The organism is Mesorhizobium sp. P171375 (assembly GCF_057786075.1).
In genome coordinates, this window is the sequence record NZ_JBYNWF010000001.1 from 5,594,157 (window position 1) to 5,615,546 (window position 21,390).

Sequence of the window (21,390 nt, forward strand, 5' to 3'; positions counted from 1 at the left end):
AGGCTCTCCGAAATGGACCTGAAAGACAAGACAATCCTCATCACCGGCTCGACCGACGGCGTCGGCCGCGTCGTCGCGCAACGGCTTGGCGCCGGCGGCGCCCGCGTGCTGGTGCATGGCCGCGATGCCGCGCGCGGCAAGGCCGCCGTCGCCGAAATCGAAGCCGCCGGCGGCAAGGCCGAGTTCCTCGCCGCCGACCTCGCTTCGCTGGCCGAAGTTCGCCGCCTCGCTGAGGGCGTGCTTGCGAGAACCAACCGGCTCGACATCCTCATCAACAATGCCGGCATCGGTACCGCCGGCGCCAAGCGGCAGCTCAGCGCCGATGGCTTCGAACTGCGCTTTGCAGTCAATTATCTCGCCGGTTTCCTGCTGACATCGGAACTGCTGCCCCTGCTCAAGGCCAGCGCCCCGGCGCGCATCGTCAATGTCGCCTCGGCCGGCCAGCAAGCGATCGATTTCGGCGATGTCATGCTGACGCGCTCCTATGATGGCGTGCGCGCTTACTGCCAGAGCAAGCTGGCGCAGATCCTGTTCACCATCGACCTGACCGAGGAGCTGAAAGGTAGCGGCGTCACCGTCAACGCCCTGCATCCGGCGAGCTACATGAACACCACCATGGTGCGCCAGGCCGGTGTGACACCGTGGAGTTCGGTCGAGACCGGCGCCGACGCCATCCTCAACCTCGCGACATCGCCCGCCCTTGAAGGCCGCAGCGGCCTCTATTTCGACGGCCAAAAGGAATCGCGCGCCGATGCGCAAGCCTATGACGCGAAGGCGCGAGAACAATTGCGAGCTCTAAGCCTCGACCTCGTCGGCCAAGCCTCCGCAAAATCGAAGGAACAGCATTCATGACCAGCAACATCCAACACACAGTCATCATCGGCGGCTCGTCCGGCATCGGCCTGGCGACCGCGCGCAAACTGCTCGGCCCGGGCATGAAGGTCACCATAACCGGCCGCAATACGGAAAAACTCACCAGCGCCTGGAAGAGCCTCGGCGGCGCCGCCGAAAAAGCTGCCTTCGATGCTTCGAAGCCGGACGAAGTACGCCAATTCTTTAGCGACCTCGGACCTTTCGATCACCTTGTGCTGGCTGCCAGTGGCGGCAAGGGGCTTGGCCCGTTCGCGAGCCTGGACCTTGCCGACGTCGCCGGTGGCGTCAACGAGAAAGTCCGGCCGCAGCTGTCTTGCCTGCAGGCGGCTTTGCCGACGCTCGACAAATCAGGATCGGTCACCTTCATATCGGCGGTGTCGGCGCAACTGACCGCGCCCGGCGTTGCCGGCATCGCCGCCGTCAACGGCATGCTGCTGACGGTGGTGCCGATCCTGGCGGTCGAGTTGAAGCCGCTGCGTGTGAACGTCGTCGCGCCCGGTGTCATCGACACGCCGTGGTGGGACTTTTTGCCTGACGACCAGCGGCAGGCGGTCTTTGCCGACTATGCCGGAAAGACCCCTGTCGGCAGGATCGGCCACGCCGAGGATGTCGCCGGCGCGATCGCCTTCCTCGTGTCCAACGGCTTCATGACCGGTCAGGTGCTGACCTGCGATGGTGGTTTGCGCTTTGCGGCGTAAACTTACAGCGACTGCGCGATCAGCGTCAGAAAACCGCCGGCCAGCGCGACATTGCCGACAAAGCCGTTGATGCGCGATGCCCGGTCCGGGCCCTGATGGTCCCAGAAATTGTGGAACATCGGCGTGGCGACGATGAGGAACAGCACCAGCACAGCACTTGCGATCGCGGTCCACACACCTGCCATCACCAGCGCGCCGGCAATGGTCTGCAGGACGATGCCGGCCCACAGCGCCAGCTTGGCCTGCGGCACGCCGCGCGCGGCCATTAGCCCGGTCAGGAAGGTCTCGTTCTGAACATTGCGCAGGCCGGCGACGACGAAGGCGCCGCCGAGCAACAGGCGGCCGAGAAACAACAAGGTCAAAGGCAAATCGACAGGCACAAAAACTCTCCCCTTAAAAACAGTTGGAGCGCCGCCCTCTCGACGGCGCTCCATGGCTAAACCGGACGGTCAGGCTGCTTTGGCAGCCGGCATCGGGTGAATGGCGTGGAACGGGATGCAGAGCCGGTTCCAGGTGTTGATCATGCCGATCGCGACCGACAGCTTTACCAGTTCTTCTTCCGAGAAATGCGCGAGCGTGCGGGCATAGCGCTCATCCGACACGCCATTGCTGGCGATCAGGGTCGTCGCCTCGGTCCAGGCAAGCGCCGCACGTTCCCGCTCGGAAAACAACGGCGATTCTTTCCAGGCCGAAACCAGATAGAGCCGCGTCTCGGTCTCGCCGTCGCGCCGCGCCTCGCGGCTGTGCATCTCGACGCAGTAGGAACAGCCATTGATCTGCGAAGCCCTGAGCTTGATCAAATGCAGCACGCCCACTTCCAGCCCGCATTCGTCGACCGCCTTGTTGAGCGCCGACACCGCCTTCATGATTTCTGGCGCCTTGGCGAAGAATTGCAATCTCTGTTTCATCGTCTTTCCTTTCACGTCTCTCTGGCGAGGATTAAACTTGCTTGGTCGAAGCGGATTTCTGCGGCCGCTGATGGCGCGCCACAAAGGCGCAGCTGGCGGCGATCGATCTCGGATCGCCTTCGGCCTGGTAGTCAGCCACGATGTCGGACAACCGGGTTTCCGCGAGAGCCGCACGATAGGCGCGCTCGGCCTTCAGCATCGCGGCGTTGATGCCGCACAGTTTTACATAGGCGGACGCGTCGAGCTTGACCGGCCCGTTGCGGCGGATCTCGCCGCAGCGAAACGCCGGCTCCCGCCCTTCGATGGCAAGCACGATATCGAGCAGCGTGATGCGCTCGGCCGGCCGCGCCAGCCGGTAACCGCCCGCCGGCCCGGGTACCGATTCCAGGATGCGCTCCGCCGTCAGCATGTTGAGATGCTTCAAGAGATAGCTCGGCGACAGGCCGAAGGATTCTGCCAAGGCAGCGCCCGGCATGGTGCTGTTGCCTTCCACGCTGGCCAGTGTTGCTGCGCAATGGATGGCCGCTTCTACGCCCTCGCCCAGCTTCATAGTGATGATCTCAAATTCATGGATACATTTTATCGTGGATAAATTTTATCTGCAATAGGAAAATGGAGAATTTCACGTGTTCGTGACGATGTTATTCGTTGTGCCAACGGTGGTGTGGAGAGCTAAAGGAATTCTCCGCGCATAGACTCGAAGTTGGCGCTGCCCCTCATTGCCCTGCCGGGCATTTCTCCCCGTAAACGGGGCGAAAGATGCCGTCATCGATGATTTCGCCAATTACTGACGTTGCAGGAAAAGGCGACAGCGGCCGTGCAATTGCCTTCTCCCCGTTCACGGGGAGAAGGTGCCCGAAGGGCGGATGAGGGGCGGCGCTGACCTCTGAAATCGAAGCGTCGCACACATGCAAAGTCGCCTGATGCGGACGCGCAGGGCGATTGAGCTAGATCGCTAGCGAACCCTACTCCGCGGCCACCTTGGCCATCGGGTTGTTCGGATGCGTCGTCCAGTTGGCGTAGACCGGCGAGACCGGCTTGCCGGTGCGCTGGTCCATCACGCCTGCGGCCAGCGGCTCCATGGTGATGCAGTTTTCCACCGGGCAGACATTGACGCACAGATTGCAGCCGACGCATTCGGCCTCGATCACCTCGAAGTGCCTGACGCCGTCGACCATGTTGGTGATCGCCTGGTGCGAGGTGTCCTCGCAGGCGATGTGACAGCGGCCGCATTTGATGCAGGCGTCCTGGTCGATATGTGCCTTGGCGACATAATTGAGGTTGAGATACTGCCAGTCGGTGACGTTGGGCGTGGCGCGGCCGATAATGTCGTCGAGCGAGGCATGGCCCTTTTCGTCCATCCAGTTTTCCAGCCCCGCGATCATTTCCTGCACGATCTTGAAGCCGTAGGTCATCGCCGCCGTACAGACCTGCACATTGCCAGCGCCGAGCGCCATGAATTCGGCGGCGTCGCGCCAGGTGGTGATGCCGCCAATGCCGGAGATCGGCAGGCCGTGGGTTTCGGGATCGCGCGCGATCTCGGCGACCATGTTCATGGCGATCGGCTTCACCGCCGGGCCGCAATAGCCGCCATGCGAGCCCTTGCCGTCGATGGTCGGCTCTGGCGCGAAACTATCGAGATTGACGCCGGTGATCGAATTGATGGTGTTGATCAGCGACACCGCGTCGGTGCCGCCGGAGAGTGCGGCGCGCGCGGGCTTGCGCACATCGGTGATGTTGGGCGTCAGCTTGGTGATGACGGGCATGCGGGTGTTGGCCTTGCACCAGCGGACCACCATTTCAATATATTCCGGCACCTGGCCGACCGCCGCACCCATGCCGCGTTCCGACATGCCGTGCGGGCAACCGAAATTGAGCTCGATGCCGTCGGCTTCGGTCTCCTCGACCACCGGCAGGATCGCCTTCCAGCTTTCCTCGACGCAGGGCACCATCAGCGAGACGACGATGGCGCGGTCGGGCCAGTCCTTCTTGACCTGCTTGATCTCGCGCAGATTGACCTGCAGATCGCGGTCGGTGATCAGCTCGATGTTGTTGAGGCCGAGCAGGCGGCGGTCGGCGCCCCAGATCGCGCCGTAGCGCGGGCCGTTGACGTTGACCACCGGCGGGCCTTCTTCGCCGAGCGTCTTCCAGACCACGCCGCCCCATCCCGCCTTGAACGCACGGATGACGTTATACGCCTTGTCGGTCGGCGGCGCCGAAGCCAGCCAGAACGGATTGGGCGATTTGATGCCGACGAAATTGTTGCGGATGTCAGCCATGACAGGTCCCTTTCAACCGAGACGAAGGAGCAGTTCGACGGGTGCAAGAATGCCGCCTTCAAGCGCGGCGGTGAGATTGGCGATCTTGGTGCGCGCGTTCTCGCCCATGATAAGATTAACGCCGGGCGGCGGTTTTTTGCCTTCCGCCTGCGCCGCAGCCATGCGCGCCCGTATCGTGGCGAAGAATTCGATGGCGAAGGCGCCGCGTGGGCGCTCGGCGGTTACAGAGAACCCTGCAGCCGCGGCAGCCGAGCGATAGTCGTCGGGCGTGGCGACGAAGGACATGCTCTCGTCGGATGCCCATGGCAGCGGATAAGTCAGCGCACCTGCCTTGAGCCGCATCACATCGTAGACGGCAAAGACGCCGCCCGGCTTGAGCACGCGCGCCGCCTCGCTCATCAGCTTTTTCTTGTCGGGAAGATTCATGCCGACATGCAGGATCATGGCCGTATCAAAGCTTTTGTCGCCGAACGGCATGCCCAGCGCGCTGCCCTGCACGAACCGGACTTTGTCGGCCATTCCCACCCGCTTCGACAGGCTGGTCGCGATATCGACATTGCTTTGCGTCAGATCGATGCCGGTGACATCGGCGCCGACATTGTTGGCGGCAAAGCGGGCTGGGCCACCCACGCCGGAACCAATGTCGAGCAGCTTGGCCCCCGGCTTCAACCCCATCTGACCGATGAGTTCCCTAGTGGCGGCGACGCCGCCAATGTGGAACTCGTCGACCGCTTCGAGATCGCTGGCGCGCAGATGGGCAATGTCCACGCCGGTATCGGCGAGCACGGCAAGGATGTGCTGCTCAAGACCCGATACGTCGTAGTGACGGGCGATGCCCGATTCCACCGAGGCCATGATCTCTATCCCTGTGTCAGACTCCTGTTGATGCTCTCAGCCGCATCGCGCCCTTGGGCCACGGCCGAGACGGTCAGGTCGTCGCCGCCAAAGATACAGTCGCCGCCGGCCCAGACATTAGCAAGCGAAGTGCGGCCTTCCGCATCGACCTTGATGCGGCCGGCTTCGAGTTCGATCGCAGCACCGCTGCCGTTGAGTGCCGCCGGCACAAAGCTCTGGCCGATCGCCTTGAACACCTGGTCGGCGGTGAGCGTCAGCCGCTCACCGGTGCCAGCGAGCTTGTCGCCGTTCATGGCGGTGTATTCGAGTTCGATGCCCGACACCTTGCCGTTCTCGACAATTACCCGCTTCGGCTGCAGCCAGTGGCGAATGGTGACGCCGTTGGCGGCGGCCAGATCCTGCTCGAACTCGGAGGCGTTCATATGCTCCTGGCCGCGCCGGTAGCAGATCGTCACCTCCTCGGCTCCGAGCAGCTTCGACTGCACCGCCGCGTCGATCGCCGTCATGCCGCCGCCGATGACGACGACGCGCCGGCCGACCGGCAGGCTTGCGAGATCGCTGGCCTGGCGCAGTTCGGCGATGAACTCGACCGCATTGGTGACGCCGTCGGCATCCTCGCCCTCGGCGCGCAGCGCATTGACGCCGCCAAGCCCCATGCCGAGGAAAACGGCATCGTAATTCCGGATCAGGTCCGACAGCTGGTAGTCGCGGCCGAGCGCCTTGCCGTTCTGGATGTCGATGCCGCCGATCCCCGTGACATAGTCGACCTCGGCCTGGGCGAAATTGTCGATGCTCTTGTAGGCGGCGATGCCATATTCATTGAGGCCGCCGGCCTTGGGGCGGGCTTCCAGAATGGTGACGTCATGGCCATGGCGGGCGAGCCTGTGCGCGGCGGCAAGACCCGCAGGCCCGGCGCCGACCACGGCAACCGACTTGCCGGTCGATTCCGCACGCGGATAAAACTGCTTGTGCTCGGCCATCGCGACATCGGTGGCATAGCGCTGCAAACGGCCGATCTGCACCGGCTTGCCTTCCGCCACCTCGCGCACGCAGACCTCTTCGCACAGCGTCTCGGTCGGGCAGACGCGGGCGCACATGCCGCCCAAAATGTTCTGGTCGAAGATCGTCTTGGCCGAGCCGATCGGATTGCCGGTCGAAATCTGGCGGATAAACAGCGGAATGTCGATCGAGGTCGGGCATGCATTCATGCACGGCGCGTCGTAGCAGAAATAGCAGCGGTCGGATTCGACCAGGGCCTCGTGGTGATCGAGTGGCGGATGCAGGTCGGAAAAATTCTCGGCATACTGGTCGGCCGGCAGCCGGCCACCGGCAATACCGTCCTTGAACTGGCCTTCTGGCATCGTCAGTTCCCCATGTTTTCGTTTTGGGGAAGGCTAGCACGTTTTATTTTTTTATCAATTGGTCAATTTTCGGCGCAAGGCACTGAAAAGCCTCGATAATAACATGATTTTTTTACTCATGTTATGGCCCTATGGCGCAGACGAAAAGCTAGAGCCTGGAGCGCCACCATGGATCGACCTTATCTCATCGGCGACCAGTTGCTGCAGCCGCCACAGATTGCGGTCGCGGATGCCGAATTCCTCGAGGTGGCTGACGGTGTTGTAGAGATATTCGGCACCCGAGCCGACATGGCCGCAAGCCCGCGCCAACACCCGCGCCACCCGGTCCAGCGGCTGCCCGAGCGATGTGCCTCTGCCCGTCACCCCGACCCAGAAGCCGAGCGCCCGCACCACCCCTTGCGCCGTACGCACCGGAACCCAACGGACCGAGCTGACACTCTCATGGTCGTCGATCTCGCGCCGCAAAAGTCTTTCGATCTGCTGTGGCTTGTCGCCGTCGGGCAGCCGGTAGATGACACCATCGCAACGGCCGCCGCGTTCGAGCGCCATCATCAGCCCCGGTTGTGCTGCGGTACCGCGCCAGCGCACCATGTCGAGACAAAACGATCGATGCCAGCCGAACGCGGTGGCGCGCTGGCGTTCGACAGATTCGAAAGCCGGCTTCCAGATCAACGAGCCATAGGCGAACACCCATAACGGCCCCGCATCGGCTTCATCGGAGAGCTGTAAGGCAAGCGTGCGGAAGTCCTCGTCGGTCAGCTGCGTCCAACTGCCGTCGGGGCCGGGATCGACCTCCTGCCGATGACACAGTGACACAAGCTCAGGCGTGAGCGACATCCGGCGCATGAAACGACTACCCCTCATTCCCTAAAGGAAAGTCGAAAACCGCCGCACGTGCAAGCCGCCGGGCGCGACGAAATGCGGAACGATGTGTCAACGCAGGCGTTGAATTTTCTCATGCGCGCTGTCGGATTTGCGCCGCTGAAATCGTCCTTTGATGGATCGGACAACGATCGATGCATGAAGGTGAGGAGACCGAAATGCCGAAAACCCCAATGCCCTTCTTCTGGTACGAACTGATGACCACCGACCTCGATGCGGCGCAAGCGTTCTACACCACCGTCGTCGGCTGGCGGGCCGAGCCCTTCGACAAGACGCCCGGCATGCCGCGCTACATCGTGGTGAACTCCGCCGAGCGTGGCGTCGGTGGGCTGATGACCATGCCCGAGGACGCCGCCAAGATGGGCATGAAGCCGGCCTGGCTCGGCTATATCCACACCAGGGATACGGATGCCTCGACCAAGGCGCTGAGGGCCGCCGGCGGAACTGTCCGCCGCGAACCCGACGACATTCCCGGCGTCGGCCGCTTTTCCGTCGTCGCCGACCCGCAGGGCGCCATCTTCATGTTCCTGCAGCCCAATGGACCCGACCAGCCTATCCTTCCAGCCGCCACACCCGGCCATGTCGGCTGGCACGAGCTCTATGCAGCCGACCGCGAGGCGGCCTTCGACTTCTATTCAAGCCAGTTCGGCTGGACCGATGCCGGTAGTATGGATATTGGCGAGATGGGCATCTACCAGACCTTCGGGGCCGGCCCGGAATCCGGCGGCGGCATCATGAACAAGCCGCAGCAGCTGCCGGTGCCGGTATGGCTGTTCTACTTCAATGTCGATGCCATCGACGCCGCCGCCAAGCGCGTCACCGACAATGGCGGCAAAATCGTCATGGGTCCGATGCCGGTGCCGACCGGCCAATGGATCGCCCAGTTCACCGACCCGCAGGGCGCCTATTTCGCGCTGATCGCTCCGGGACGCTGATCCGGCCAGAGGCGCATCAACACGAAACTGCTCTCATCGCACGCCGGTGCGATGAGGAAGCGCATCATTCCGGCGCCAGCACCGCGACCTTGATGCTCTCGTCCTTGGCGCCACTGAGCTGGATAGTGGCTGCGCCCGGCGTCAGCTTGAAGCGCACGCTCTTGCGAATGCCGGGACAGGTCTTCACACCGCTGAACGCTGCCGACTTCGTGGCATGGCCGTCTTGAATCACATCTATCCACGCCTCGCCTGACAGGCTGATCTGGAGCTCGCCTTCCGGTAGGACGGTCACGCTCGCCGTCGCGCCAAACGTTCCGGCTGCCGGCGCACGTTCCGGCGGCACGGTATAGCTGACCGCATCGACCGGCTCGAGCGCCAGGTCCGCGGCCTCGCCAGCCGCGAGGGCAGCGCCGGACTGCGTAGCAGGCGCAGCCGCAAACAGCGCCTGCTCGCGCGCCACCGGCCATTTGAAGGCATCACAGCCGCCGTCTGCGGCCATGGCGAAGCTGGTGCCTGCAAGGATTGCGAACAGGCTGAGGACGACTTTTTTCATGACCAGGGGAACCCATTTGGTTAAGCAATTTCCAATCACCGATTGTTGATGGCAAGCGCCGGGAAGTGAATGGTCCAACGCAAAGTGATCATCTAATGGCCGGGCCGAAGGGTTGGCAAAATGGAGTTTTAGATGAAGCTTTTTGACGGTCTCGCCAGGTTTCAGCCGCAGGCCCTCGGCGTCCTGCGCATCATGACGGCCCTGCAGTTCATCGAGCATGGCTCGCAGAAACTGTTCAATTTCCCGGTCAGCGCCGAGCCTCACGCTCTCAATGGGCTGACGACGACGGCAGGCATTCTCGAATTCGCCGGCGGCATCCTGCTGGCGCTCGGTCTCCTCACTCGCCCCGTCGCCTTCCTGCTGGCCGGCGAAATGGCCATTGCCTATTTCATGGCGCACTACCCGCGCGACTTCTTCCCGATCAACAACAACGGCGACGCCGCCATCTCCTTCTGCTTCATCTTCCTCTATCTGGTGTTTGCAGGCGCCGGCGCTTTCGCGCTCGACAGTCGCCGCAACGCCTGATGTCCCCTGCGGGGGTGAGCCCTCATCCCCGCATCCGTTCGAAATTGGCATCGAACAGCGGCGCCGCCTGCATGCGCGCCGCGTGACGCTTGCCCAAAAGTTCGATCTCGAAGCCGTCGCTCTCGTCGGCGATCTCCTTCGGCACATAGCCGAGGGCGACGGATTTTTTCGGATGATGCGCATAGCCGCCTGACGTCACCCAGCCGCGCACCGCGCCGCCGAACCAGATCGGCTCGTCACCGATGACATCGGCGTCGTCGGCATCGAGAATGAAGGTGCGCAGCCTGAGCTTGCCGCCTTGCTTGCGCTCGGCCAGAGCCGCCGCCTTGCCGATGAAATCAGCCTCCTTGCCATAGGCAACGAAGCGGTCGAGCCCGGCCTCCAGCGGCCCATAGATCGGCCGGTACTCACGCGCCCATGAGCCGTAATTCTTTTCCAGCCGCAGTGCATTGAGCGCGCGCGAGCCGAACAGGCCGATGTCGAACTCTTCTCCCGCCGCCATCAGCGCCTGGAAGGCGGCGCGCTGGTATTCCGGCGCCACCCAGATCTCGTAGCCGAGATCGCCGGTGTAGCTGACACGGCCGACCAGGCACGGCGCCATGCCGATATCCATTTTTGCCACCGCCATGAATGGAAACGCCGCATTGGACACATCGGCACGACTGACTTTCGCCAGCACTTCCCTTGCCTTCGGCCCGGCGATTGCGAGGCCGGTCATCTTTTGCCCCAGCGCCTCGATGCCCACCGAACCATCCCCGGGCAAATGCGCCTCGAACCAGCGCATATGGTATTGCTCGGCGATACCGGAACCGGCGATGAACCACTCGCCGTCGCCGATGTTGGCGAGCGTAAAATCGCCGATCAGTCTGCCGTCGTCCTTCAGCATCGGCGCCAGCGTCATACGGCCAGGTCTGGGCAGCTTGCAGGCAAAAATCCGGTCGAGCCAGGCGGCCGCCCCCTCGCCCGTCACCTTGTATTTGGCGAAGTTCGAAATCTCCGCCAGGCCGACGCCATCGCGCACCGTGGCGACCTCCTTTGCGACATGTGTGAAATCGCTCGAGCGCCGCCACGAGAACTCGTCCTTGATGCCCTCGGGCGCAAACCAGAGCGGCACCTCCAGCCCATAGGACACGCCCCATTGCGCGCCCTTGGCCGACAACAAATCGTAGATCGGCGTGGTCTTCAGCCCTCGTCCGGCGGGCAGTTCCTCATTGGGGAAACGGATCGAGAAGCGGCGCGAATAATTCTCGCGCACCTTGGCGTTGGTGTAGGCCATCGTTGCCCAGTCGCCATAGCGCGCAACGTCCATGGCCCAGATATCGGCGCCGGGATCGCCCTCGATCATCCAGTTGGACAGCGCCAGACCGACGCCGCCGCCCTGGCTGAAGCCGGCCATGACGCCGCAGGCGACCCAGAAACCCGGCAGCCCGCGCACCGGCCCGACCAACGGGTTGCCGTCCGGCGCGAAGGTGAAAGGCCCGTTGATGATCTGCTTGATGCCGGTCCTCTCGAAGGCCGGGAAATGGCGGAAGCCGACTTCGAGTGACGGCGCGATGCGGTCGATGTCGGGCTCCAGCAATTCATGACCGAAGTTCCACGGTGTGGAGAACTCGGACCACACTTTGTTGGCCTTCTCATAAGTACCCATCAGCATGCCGCCGCGCTCCTGGCGCAGATAAAGCTCGCCGTCGAAATCGACAGCATGGATAATCTCCGTTCCGGTCTTGGCGTTCCACGCGGCGACCTCCGGCATGTCCTCGGTGATCAGGTACATGTGCTCCATGGCCAGCACCGGCAGTTCCAGCCCGACCATGCGGCCGACCTCGCGTGCCCACAGGCCGCCGGCATTGACGACATGCTCGGCCACCACCTCGCCCTTGTTGGTGATGACCCGCCACATCCCGTCGGGCCGCCGGACGATGTCCTCAACCTTGGTGAAGCGCTCGACCTCGGCGCCGAGCTTGCGCGCCGCCTTGGCATAGGCGTGGGTCACGCCGGACGGATCGAGATGGCCGTCCTCCTTGTTGCGGACGGCGCCAACAAATTGCTTGGGATCAAGCAGCGGCATCAGTTCCGCCGCCTCATTGGCCGAGATTTCTTCAAGGTCGATGCCGAGATAGCGCCCCTTGGCGACGACGCCGCGCAGCCAGTCGAGCCGCGCCTCGGTCGCCGCCAGAAGCACGCCGCCGGTCAGGTGCACGCCGGTCGCCTGGCCAGACAGCTCCTCGATCTCCTTGTAGAGCGAGATCGTGTATTTTTGCAGCTTGGCGACGTTGGGATCGCCATTGATGGTGTGCATGCCGCCGGCCGCATGCCAGGTCGAGCCCGACGTCAGCTCGTCGCGCTCCAGCAGCACGACATCGGTCCAGCCATGACGGGCCAGATGGAACAGCACCGAGCATCCGACGACACCACCGCCAATGACCACCACCTTTGCATGCGATTTCATGGATTTTTCTCTGATATCAGCGAGTTGGGGAGATAATGTGAATCAGAAAGGCAGCGCCAGGCACCCCCCTCTGGCCTGCCGGCCATCTCCCCCTCAAGGGGGGAGATCAGCAGCGGCTGCGTTGCCGCCCGCTTGTCAGCGTTGGTGATTGGCGAAGGAAGATGTGACAGCCAATCTCCCCCCTTGAGGGGGAGATGTCCGGCAGGACAGAGGGGGATGTGCGCGCGCAACCCTATCACGGCTCACCCGACCCGATCGCTTCCTTGCGTCTGGCCACATACGCCTCCAGCGCCTCGCGCACGGCAGGATCCATCGTCGGCTCGACATAGTCTTCCAGCGCCTTCTTCCACAGCCGCGTCGCGCGCGCCGTCGCGTCGAGGCCGCCGGCCTCCTGCCACGCCTCGTAATTCTGCCAGTTGGACAGCATGGGCTGGTAGAACGCCGTCGCATAACGTTCCAGCGTGTGCGGCTCGCCAAAAAAGTGGCCGCCGGTCGGCACCGCGCCCAGCGCCTCGACCGCCAGCTCCGCCTCGTCGACCACGATCGGCCGCAGAAACTCCATCATGTGCTGGATCATCTCGACATCGATGATGAGCTTCTCGAACGATGCCGTCAGCCCGCCTTCCTGCCAGCCGGCGGCATGATAGACGAGGTTGCCGTGGCCGAGCACCGCACCCCACAGCGCCATTAGCGTCTCATAGGCGCCCTGCGCGTCGGCGGCGTTGGAGGCCGAGCCCGGCGTCGTGCGGTAGGGCAGATGGTAGCGCCGCGCCAGTTGCCCCGACGCGACGTTGGCCTTGGTGTTCTCCGGCGTGCCGAAGGCCGGCGCGCCCGACTTCATGTCGACATTGGAGGTGAAGGCGCCGTACATCACCGGCGCGCCGGGGCGCACCAGCTGCGTCAGTACCACGCCGAACAGCGCCTCGGCATTCTGCTGCGCCAGCGCGCCGGCGAGCGTCACCGGGCTCATCGCGCCCATCAGCGTGAACGGCGTTACCGCCACCGATTGGCCGAACTCAGCCATGGTCATCAGCCCTTCGGCCATCATCTCGTCGAAGCGGCGCGGCGAGTTGACCGAGATGATGGTGGCGATGCCTGGATCGTCGCGCATCTCGTCCAGCGTCAGCCCGCGCGCAATCGCCATCATCTCGATGCCGTCCAGCGCCCGGCCGCGGCCGATCGCCGAGACATGGAAGGATTTGTCGGTCAGCGTCAGATTGGTGAAATAGGTGTCCATATGCCTGGTATTGGCCGGCAGCTCCACTGGCGCACAGACCTGGTTGCCGAGCATGTGGATACAGTTGAAATGCTGCGCCAGCCGGGTGAGATCGGCATAGTCGCGCAAATTGCCGGCGCGCCGGCCGCGCTCCATGTCGTGCACATTGGGCGGTCCGGCGACGAGGGTGAAATTGATCGTGTTGCCGCCGAGATGAATGGCGTTTGCCGGATTGCGCGGCGTCAGCCGGTAGCTGGATTGCGTGGTCTTCAGCGCCTCGGCGACAAGGCCCCTGTCGATGCGGACATTCGCCGTCGCATGATCGACCGTGGCGCCCGCCTTCTCGAACAGCGACAGCGCCCGCTGAGACATCACCTCGATGCCGAAATTTTCCAGAATGTGCATCGAGGCCTGATGGATCGCCTCGATCTGGTCGGCCGACAGCATTGCCATCGGCGGATAGGGATTGGTCACCCGCCTGAGCGGCAGTTGCGGGATGGCCGACGGCCCCCTGTTGCTGGTGCGCTCGGCGCCGCGCTTGCGTCTTGGTTCATTCATGCCGGCATCAGAACGCCAGCATCTGGATACGGCTGTCAGAAATCCGCCCTTCGCAGGCGTGATTTTAGCCAAGGCGGCATTTTTGAATTATCGTGGAAACAAAAGCGACGTAAAGCGTCGGAATAATGATACCAGCTGTCACCGGCGGAGCCGGGCCGGCAACCCGTTAAGAAACGCCGCAAGATTCCCTTTATGATTTCGGCCTATTCGTCTTCCTATGCGTAGGTCGAGTTTTAGTAAAATTGTAGCGGTTGGTGTGCTGCTGGCGTTGTCAGCCTGCGCGACGCCGCCAAACCATATCAACAATGTCTGTGCCGTCTTCGACCAGAATGACGGCTGGTTCGACAACTGGCAGGCGGCGGCCGAACGCGCTTCGCAGAAATACAGCATCCCCGTCCCCGTGCTGATGGCGACGGTGCGCAAGGAGTCCGGCTTCAAGAGCAATGCCAGGCCGCCGCGCACTAAGCTGCTCGGCTTCATTCCGTGGAAGCACGTCTCCTCGGCCACCGGTTTCTCGCAGGCGCTCGACGGCACCTGGTCGCAATACCAGAGCGAAACCGGCAGCTGGGGGGCGCGGCGGACCAAATTCGCCGATGCCGTCGATTTCGTCGGCTGGTACCATTCCAAAACCGCCGACACCTTCGGCGTCGCCCGCAACGACACCTACAATCTCTATCTCGCGTACTATCTCGGCTGGACCGCCTATGGCCGCGGCAATCGCGGCGATGCCGGCGTACAGGGCTATGCGCGGGCGACCGAAAAGATGGCCCGCGACTATGCCGTTCAGCTCCAGCAATGCGGCAACTAGCACCTTTCCGGTTTAGTGCCGCCTTGTCGTATCTTTCGGCTTTTTAACACCGGTTTCGGAAGCCTCGTCGACTACTTTGTGGCGACGGGCTCGCATCCCAGCCTGGCCCTGCTCCACGGCATCCCCGATCTGGTCGGCCTCCGCGCTGCCCGTTTTGCCTCGCGGCCGGTTAGGTGCTTTTCCAGTGGAAACCGGCCCGGTACTGGGCGCATCCTCCGGCACGCCTTCATGCGCCGCGTGCTCCTTGTCGAACTTGATCACCGGCTCCATCGTCGCCAGCACATCGTCCGACAGCCAGCAGAGGCTCATATGGCCGTCGCCGAGATGCTTGACCGGCGGCACCTTGGTCTCGCACAGATTGTCCGGCACCAGTTTCTTGTAGCCGCAGCGCGTCTGGAACGGGCAGCCCGATGGCGGGTTCATCGCCGACGGGATGTCGCCTTCCAGCACGATGTGCTTCTTGACCACACTGGTATCGGCGATCGGGATCGCCGACAGCAGCGCCTCGGTATAGGGGTGGTAGGGCGGCGCGAAGATCTGGTCGGTCGTGCCTTGCTCGACGATATAGCCGAGATACATGACGACCACGCGGTCGGCGATGTAGCGCACGACGGACAGATCGTGGCTGATGAACAGCATCGTCGTCTTGTTCTTGCGCTGGATGTCCATCAGCAATTCGGTCACCGCCGCCTGCACCGAGACGTCGAGGGCCGAGACCGGCTCGTCGGCCACCACCACCTTGGCGTCGCCGGCAAAGGCGCGCGCCACGCCGATGCGCTGCTTCTGGCCGCCTGAGAGCTGACGCGGCTTGCGGGTCTCGAAGGCGCGGGGCAGTTTCACCAGGTCGAGCAGTTCCAGCATGCGCTTGCGCCGTTCGGCGACATTGTTGCCGACATTGAATTTTTCCAGCGTGCGGATGATCTGCGAGCCGACGGAGTGGCTGGGATTAAGGGTGTCGAACGGGTTCTGGAACACCATCTGGATCGACGACACCGTATCGACGCTGCGCTTCTCGATGCTGGTCGACTGAATCTCCTTGTTGCCGAGCGTCACCGTGCCGGAACTTGCCGTCTCCAGGCCGAGCAGCACCTTGGCCAGCGTCGACTTTCCGCAGCCGGACTCGCCGACAATGGCGACAGTCTCGGATTCGCGCGCCACGAACGAGATCGTCTCATTGGCCTTGACGACGCGGCCTTCGCTGGAGCCGAACACTTCGCTGCCGCCGACCTTGTAGTATTTCCTGAGGTCCTCGATCTTGAGCACCGGGGCACCGGGCACGACCTTCTCGTTGACCTTCTTGGCGCCGGGCGGCAGTGCTTCCCAGTCGATCTCGTTGAAGCGCACGCAGCGCGAGAAATGCCCTTCATGGCCGGCGACTTCGATCATAGGGATTTCGGCGGCGTTGCAGACGCCCTCGACGAAATGGTGGCAGCGCGGACCGAAATTGCAGCCCTTCGGGCGCTCATGCGGCAGCGGCAATTGCCCGGGAATGGAGATCAGCGGCCGCGAATTCTTGTCGGCGCCCGGCAGCGGGATCGAGCGGAACAGCCCTTGCGTATAGGGATGACGCATCCGGTCGAACACGTCCTTGATCTTGCCGGTCTCCACCGCTTCGCCCGAATACATCACAGTGATGCGGTCGCAGGTTTCCAGGATCAGGCCGAGATTGTGCGACACGAAGATCATCGACGTGCCGAACTTTTCGCCCAGTCCCTTGACCAGGTCGACAATGCCGGCCTCCACCGTCACATCGAGCGCCGTCGTCGGCTCGTCGAGCAGCAGCAGCGCCGGCTTCGACAGCAGCGCCATGGCGATGACGATGCGCTGCTGCTGGCCGCCGGAGAGCTGGTGCGGATAGGAGCGCATCATGCGCTCGGGATCGGGCAGCTTCACCGCCCGCACCATGTCCAGCGCGCGGGTGTAGGCCTCTTCCTTCGACACCTTGTCGTGGATCAGCGGCACTTCCATCAATTGCTGGCCGACCTTCATCGCCGGATTGAGGCTGGCCATCGGCTCCTGGTAGATCATGGCGATCTTGTTGCCGCGAATGGCGCGCAGCTCCTCGTCGGAGAGCTCGCCCATATCCTTGCCCTGGAACTTGATCTTGCCGCCGACGATCTTTCCGATGTTGGAGAGGTCGCGCATGATGCCGAGCGACACGGTCGACTTGCCGCAGCCGGATTCGCCGACGATGCCCATCGCTTCGCCGGGCATCACCGTGCAGGAAAAATCCATGACGGCAGGGATCTCGCCCTTGCGGGTGAAGAAGGAGATCGACAAATTCTCGATCTCGATGATCGGTTCTCCGGGATTTCGAACTGCCTCATTCATGGGTCGCTCCAATCCTGTTTTCATGCGTCGGGCCGAACCCGCAGATCAGTCTTTCATCGATTGTTCGCGCAGCGAGTCGGCGAGCAGGTTCAAGCCCAGCACGAACGACATCAGCGCGATCGTCGGCGGCAACGCCGGGTGGATGAAGGAGCGCAGCAGGCGGCTGGCGTCCTTGATCGCAGTGCCCCAGTCCGGGCTCTCCGGCGCCAGGCCAAGGCCGAAGTACCCCAGCGTGCCGAGCAGGATCGTGGTGTAGCCGATGCGCAGGCAGGCATCGACGATCAGGGGTCCGCGCGCATTGGGCAGGATTTCCCACAGCATGATGTACCAGGGCGATTCACCGCGCGTCTGCGCCGCCGCCACATAGTCGCGCGTCTTGATGTCCATCACCAGGCCGCGCACGATGCGGAACACGCCGGGGCTGGAGGCGAACACCACCGCCACGAAGATGTTGAGCTGGTTGGGATCGATGTGGATGACCTTGAACGGATCGGCATCGAAGACCAGGCCGGCATAGACCCAGCCGCCGATGACCAGCGTCAGCCCGAGCAATATATAGAGCCGGTCCGGGCGGTTCTTGTAGCGGGTCCAGAACAGCACGGAAAAGAAGATGATCGGGAACATGAAGAACAGCCCGGCCATGGCGTAGGGGATGGGCGTGTCCATGATGCCCGGCGTCACCAGCAGGTAGAACAGCAGGATCACCGGGAAAGCCAGCACCAGATTGGCCAGGAACGACAGCACGGTGTCGATCCTGCCGCCGTAATAGCCGGCAGGCAGGCCGAGCGTGATGCCGACCATCAGTGCGAACCCCGTCGCCGCCGGTGCGATGATCAGCACGATCTGGCTACCGTAGACCATGCGCGAGAAGACATCGCGGGCGAGCTTGTCGCCGCCGAAATAGTAGATGAGCTTGGATACCGGCTCGATCCCGCCCGGCAGCGCATCCTTCATGATCGGCACCTGGGAAAGCGGATCGAAGGGCGCGACGGTCGCCGCGAAGATCGCGGTGAACAGCCAGAACAGGCAGATGCCGACGCCGACAATGCCGACGCCGCTGTCGAACAGCTGGCCGTACAGGCCGAGCCTTTTCTTGTAGGAGAAGCTCGCCCCCATCACCAGGGCAAGCCCCAGCCAGACCGGCCAGAAGCGCGCAATCACGCCAAGCACGATGTTGAAGGCGCCGATATATTCGACCTGCATCTGCCCGGCCCCCTATTGAACTCTGATACGCGGATTGAGGAACGCGTAGCCGACATCCGAGATAAGCTGCGTGATCAGCACGATGAACACCGAGACCAGCGAGCAGCCGAGCAAAAGGTCGATGTCGTTGTTGCCGGCAGCCTCGACCAGCGTGTAGCCAAAGCCCTGGTAGCGGAACATCACCTCGACGATGACGACGCCGGTGAGCAGCCAGGGGAATTGCAGCATGATGACGGTGAAGGGCGCGATCAGCGCATTGCGCAGCGCGTGCTTGACGACGACGCTGCCGAAGGAGAGGCCTTTGAGGCGGGCGGTGCGGATATATTGCTGCGTCATCACCTCGACCATCGAGGCGCGCGTCATGCGGGCGATGTAGCCGATGCCGTAGATCGCCAGCGTCATCACCGGCAGGGTGAAATTGTAGAAGGTGATGCCTTGGCTGGCCGACGCGGCCGAACCGTTCAGCCAGCCGAGCCAGGAGGCGAAGATGACGGTGAAGATGACGCCCGACACATATTCGGGCGTCGCCGTCGAGGCGATCGAGGCGACGGACAGCGTCCGGTCCGTCCGCGACCCTTCGCGCATGCCGGCAAGGATGCCGATCAGCAGCGAGATCGGCACCATCACGAGCAGGACGCAGAGCATCAGGATGCCGGTGGCGCTAAGCGCGGGAAAGAGCTTTGACGCCACTGCCGTCTTGAACTTGGTCGAGCAGCCGAAATCGCCCTGCAGGACGCCGGAATATGTCGGCACCAGCGGATCGTTGCAGAAGGAGAAGCGCTGCGCCGGCTTGCCCGTCACGGGATCGGTCACCGGCTGCTTGGGCATCACGCCGAGCCACTGGCCGTAGCGCGCGAAGAAATTCTGGCGGTAGCCATGTTCAGCCAGCCAGCTTTCGAGCTGCTCGGCCGACGTGTGCATTTCGGTCTGGCTGATCGCCAGCTTCTTCAAATTCGGATCGAGGTTGATCAGGAAGAAGACGATGATGGTCAGGCACAGCATCGTCAATGCCATGGTGCCCAGGCGCCTGATAACGAAAGAAAGCATGGCGGTCCCCTGCCGGTCTGGTTGGGGTTGGAGCCAGCTTGGATGCCAACTCTACCGTTACCGGCAGAGTTGGCCCTCAAACCGGCCCTCGGATGCGATCAACCCTGTTTTATTGCATGATCCTTCCCGAAGAGTCCGCAACTTTCTGCTGCGCTGGCTTCCGGTCCTGGACCCATGCGAGGAGTGATGGGGAAGGGGCGGAACCGCCCCCTCCCCGATCGGTCCGATCATGCCTGCTCGAGCCAGACCTTGCCGTAGTCGCGCTCGTAGGTCGGGTGCATCTTGTAGTTCTGCACCGCCTTGACCGAGTGACTGTAGAGCTTGCGCCAGAAGGGCTGGATGATGATGCCGGAATCCTGCAGGATCTGCTGGATGTCTTTCATCATCTCCTTGCGCTTGGCGGCGTCGGCGACCGAAAGCGCGGCGTTGAGCTTGGCATCCCAATCGGGATTCGACCAGGCTGTCTCGTTCCAGGCCTCGCCGGTGCGGTAGCCGATCGCTAGCACCTGGACACCGAGCGGCCGCATGTTCCAGGTGGTCATCGACAGCGGATACTTGGTCCAGTCGTTCCAGAAGGTCGAGCCCGGCAGCACCGTGCGCTTCACCTTGATGCCGGCGTCGCGCAGCTGCGCGGCGATGGCGTCGCCCGTGTTCTTGTTCCAGTCCTCGTCGGCGGTGATCAGCTCGTGCTCGAAATCGGCCTGTCCTGCTTCCGCCATCAGGGCCTTGGCCTTGGCCGGGTCCCGCTTGATCTTTGGCAGTTCGAAGTACTCCGGATGAATCGCGCAGACATGGTGGTTTTCGGCGACAGTGCCGGCATTGCCGTAACCAAGCTGCAGGACGACAGCGTTGTCGACGCCGAGCTGCAGTGCCTGGCGTACCTTCTGGTTTTCGTAAGGTTTGTTGGTCACATTGGTGCGGCAGACGATGGTCGCCGCGGTAACCACCTCGGACTTCACCAGATCCATGCCGTCGAGGATCGAGACATAGTCGGCCGAGGTTTCGTAGTTGGTGTGCACTTCTCCAGCTTCGAAGGCGCTTACCATTGCCGCCGGATCGGTGCCGTAGTCGATTAACTCGACGCCGTCGAGGAAGACCTCGCCATCCCACCACTTGTTGTCTTCGCGGCGTTTGTAGACCACCTTCTGGCCGACATCGTAGGAGACGAGTTCGAACGGACCGGTGCCGATGGGGCAGGCCTTGAAGTCGCCGCCCTTCTCGTCGAAACTCTTGTGAACGATGAGGCCCGGATAGTCGCACAGGTTCGGGATGAGCGCGATATCGGCTTTGCCAAGCTTCAGCTTGACGGTCATATCGTCGACCTTGGTCACGGCGCTTTCGTCCAGCTTGTCGTCCTTAACCAGCGAGCCGAGACGGCCTGGCATGGAGTTGCCTTCGGCTTTCTTGTCGCCCCAGCGCTTGAGATTGAAGATCACGTCGTCGGCGGTGAATGCATCGCCATTCGACCAGGTCACGCCCTTGCGCACATGCAGCGTGTATTCGGTGGCGTCGTCGTTCACATCCCAGCTCTCCAGCAGATAGGGGCGGAACGTGTATTCGGTGGTGTACTTAACCAGCGGCTCGAGCGCCTGGCGTTCGGCATTGGCGATTTCCGACCAGTCGGCCTTGCGCGGATCCTTGGGATCCTTGATCCACTGGGCGACCTTGAGGATGCCGCCTTTCTTGCCTTGCACTTCTTCTGCCTTGGCCGGCGTCGGGTCTACCAGTCCGAGCATGCCATAGGCCATCGCCGTGGACGCGCCGAAGACGCTGGCCAGAGCGAGGAACTCGCGGCGATCGACCCTACCTGCCTTGGCTTCTTCGGCCATGGCCAGGATGTGATCGGGAACGCGATCGCCATTACTCTTATAAATTGTCATGACTTAACTCCCATTGTTGGCTTTCCGCC

19 protein-coding genes are annotated in these 21,390 nt (G+C 62.8%); 5 read left to right on the top strand and 14 right to left on the bottom strand.

Features of this window, described 5'->3' with window-relative positions:
• Positions 1 to 12: 12 nt before the first annotated feature.
• Positions 13 to 852 (top strand): SDR family oxidoreductase, encoded by an 840-nt coding sequence (locus ACYHH6_RS27375; RefSeq protein WP_352583817.1) that lies wholly within the window; start codon positions 13 to 15, stop codon positions 850 to 852.
• Positions 849 to 1,571 carry an SDR family oxidoreductase gene (locus ACYHH6_RS27380; RefSeq protein WP_352583815.1) on the top strand — a complete coding sequence of 241 codons (723 nt, stop codon included), beginning with the start codon at positions 849 to 851 and terminating at the stop codon, positions 1,569 to 1,571. The genes ACYHH6_RS27375 and ACYHH6_RS27380 overlap by 4 nt, the downstream gene beginning before the upstream one ends.
• Before the next feature lie 2 nt (positions 1,572 to 1,573).
• Here ACYHH6_RS27380 and ACYHH6_RS27385 read toward each other — a convergent pair whose 3' ends face one another.
• The 7 genes from ACYHH6_RS27385 to ACYHH6_RS27415 form a co-directional block, all read right to left on the bottom strand.
• Positions 1,574 to 1,951: a DoxX family protein gene (locus ACYHH6_RS27385; RefSeq protein WP_352583813.1), complete on the bottom strand. Its 378-nt coding sequence runs from the start codon at positions 1,949 to 1,951 to the stop codon at positions 1,574 to 1,576.
• A 69-nt stretch (positions 1,952 to 2,020) separates the two neighbouring features.
• Positions 2,021 to 2,479: a carboxymuconolactone decarboxylase family protein gene (locus ACYHH6_RS27390; RefSeq protein WP_352583811.1), complete on the bottom strand. Its 459-nt coding sequence runs from the start codon at positions 2,477 to 2,479 to the stop codon at positions 2,021 to 2,023.
• A 31-nt stretch (positions 2,480 to 2,510) separates the two neighbouring features.
• Positions 2,511 to 3,029 carry an RrF2 family transcriptional regulator gene (locus ACYHH6_RS27395; RefSeq protein ID WP_142868274.1) on the bottom strand — a complete coding sequence of 173 codons (519 nt, stop codon included), beginning with the start codon at positions 3,027 to 3,029 and terminating at the stop codon, positions 2,511 to 2,513.
• Between the two features lie 415 nt (positions 3,030 to 3,444).
• A complete protein-coding gene (gene preA, locus ACYHH6_RS27400; protein WP_352583809.1) occupies positions 3,445 to 4,758 on the bottom strand; it encodes an NAD-dependent dihydropyrimidine dehydrogenase subunit PreA in 1,314 nt (437 codons plus the stop codon).
• Between the two features lie 12 nt (positions 4,759 to 4,770).
• Positions 4,771 to 5,613 (bottom strand): class I SAM-dependent methyltransferase, encoded by an 843-nt coding sequence (locus tag ACYHH6_RS27405; RefSeq protein WP_352583807.1) that lies wholly within the window; start codon positions 5,611 to 5,613, stop codon positions 4,771 to 4,773.
• A gap of 5 nt (positions 5,614 to 5,618) precedes the next feature.
• A complete protein-coding gene (locus tag ACYHH6_RS27410) occupies positions 5,619 to 6,974 on the bottom strand; it encodes an NAD(P)-dependent oxidoreductase (RefSeq protein ID WP_352583805.1) in 1,356 nt (451 codons plus the stop codon).
• 129 nt (positions 6,975 to 7,103) lie between these two features.
• Positions 7,104 to 7,820, bottom strand: a complete 717-nt coding sequence (locus ACYHH6_RS27415) for a gamma-glutamylcyclotransferase (RefSeq protein WP_352583803.1) — start codon at positions 7,818 to 7,820, stop codon at positions 7,104 to 7,106.
• Positions 7,821 to 8,014: 194 nt separating this feature from the next.
• Here ACYHH6_RS27415 and ACYHH6_RS27420 point away from each other — a divergent pair, with 194 nt between their 5' ends.
• Positions 8,015 to 8,791, top strand: a complete 777-nt coding sequence (locus ACYHH6_RS27420; protein WP_352583801.1) for a VOC family protein — start codon at positions 8,015 to 8,017, stop codon at positions 8,789 to 8,791.
• Positions 8,792 to 8,855: 64 nt separating this feature from the next.
• On the opposite strand, the gene ACYHH6_RS27425 is transcribed toward ACYHH6_RS27420, so the two are convergent.
• Positions 8,856 to 9,344 (bottom strand): hypothetical protein, encoded by a 489-nt coding sequence (locus tag ACYHH6_RS27425; RefSeq protein ID WP_352583799.1) that lies wholly within the window; start codon positions 9,342 to 9,344, stop codon positions 8,856 to 8,858.
• 132 nt (positions 9,345 to 9,476) lie between these two features.
• Here ACYHH6_RS27425 and ACYHH6_RS27430 point away from each other — a divergent pair, with 132 nt between their 5' ends.
• Positions 9,477 to 9,869, top strand: coding sequence for a DoxX family protein (locus ACYHH6_RS27430; protein ID WP_352583797.1), 393 nt, complete (start codon positions 9,477 to 9,479; stop codon positions 9,867 to 9,869).
• A 22-nt stretch (positions 9,870 to 9,891) separates the two neighbouring features.
• On the opposite strand, the gene ACYHH6_RS27435 is transcribed toward ACYHH6_RS27430, so the two are convergent.
• On the bottom strand, positions 9,892 to 12,318 hold the full coding sequence (locus ACYHH6_RS27435; protein WP_352583795.1) for a GcvT family protein: 2,427 nt from the start codon (positions 12,316 to 12,318) through the stop codon (positions 9,892 to 9,894).
• A gap of 235 nt (positions 12,319 to 12,553) precedes the next feature.
• Positions 12,554 to 14,092, bottom strand: coding sequence for a trimethylamine methyltransferase family protein (locus ACYHH6_RS27440; protein ID WP_352583793.1), 1,539 nt, complete (start codon positions 14,090 to 14,092; stop codon positions 12,554 to 12,556).
• A gap of 217 nt (positions 14,093 to 14,309) precedes the next feature.
• On the opposite strand from ACYHH6_RS27440, the gene ACYHH6_RS27445 reads away from it, so the two are divergent.
• Positions 14,310 to 14,900 (top strand): transglycosylase SLT domain-containing protein, encoded by a 591-nt coding sequence (locus ACYHH6_RS27445; protein WP_352583791.1) that lies wholly within the window; start codon positions 14,310 to 14,312, stop codon positions 14,898 to 14,900.
• Positions 14,901 to 14,912: 12 nt separating this feature from the next.
• Here the strand turns inward: ACYHH6_RS27445 and ACYHH6_RS27450 are convergent, their stop codons facing one another.
• From ACYHH6_RS27450 to ACYHH6_RS27465, 4 genes are all read right to left on the bottom strand, one after another.
• Complete coding sequence (locus ACYHH6_RS27450; RefSeq protein WP_192258521.1) at positions 14,913 to 17,231, bottom strand: dipeptide ABC transporter ATP-binding protein; 2,319 nt, start codon at positions 17,229 to 17,231, stop codon at positions 14,913 to 14,915.
• 45 nt (positions 17,232 to 17,276) lie between these two features.
• Entirely contained in the window at positions 17,277 to 18,434 is a 1,158-nt protein-coding gene (locus tag ACYHH6_RS27455) for an ABC transporter permease (protein WP_352583789.1), read from the bottom strand.
• 12 nt (positions 18,435 to 18,446) lie between these two features.
• Positions 18,447 to 19,481 carry an ABC transporter permease gene (locus ACYHH6_RS27460; protein ID WP_352583787.1) on the bottom strand — a complete coding sequence of 345 codons (1,035 nt, stop codon included), beginning with the start codon at positions 19,479 to 19,481 and terminating at the stop codon, positions 18,447 to 18,449.
• 227 nt (positions 19,482 to 19,708) lie between these two features.
• Positions 19,709 to 21,361 carry an ABC transporter substrate-binding protein gene (locus ACYHH6_RS27465; RefSeq protein WP_352583785.1) on the bottom strand — a complete coding sequence of 551 codons (1,653 nt, stop codon included), beginning with the start codon at positions 21,359 to 21,361 and terminating at the stop codon, positions 19,709 to 19,711.
• Positions 21,362 to 21,390 lie beyond the last annotated feature (29 nt).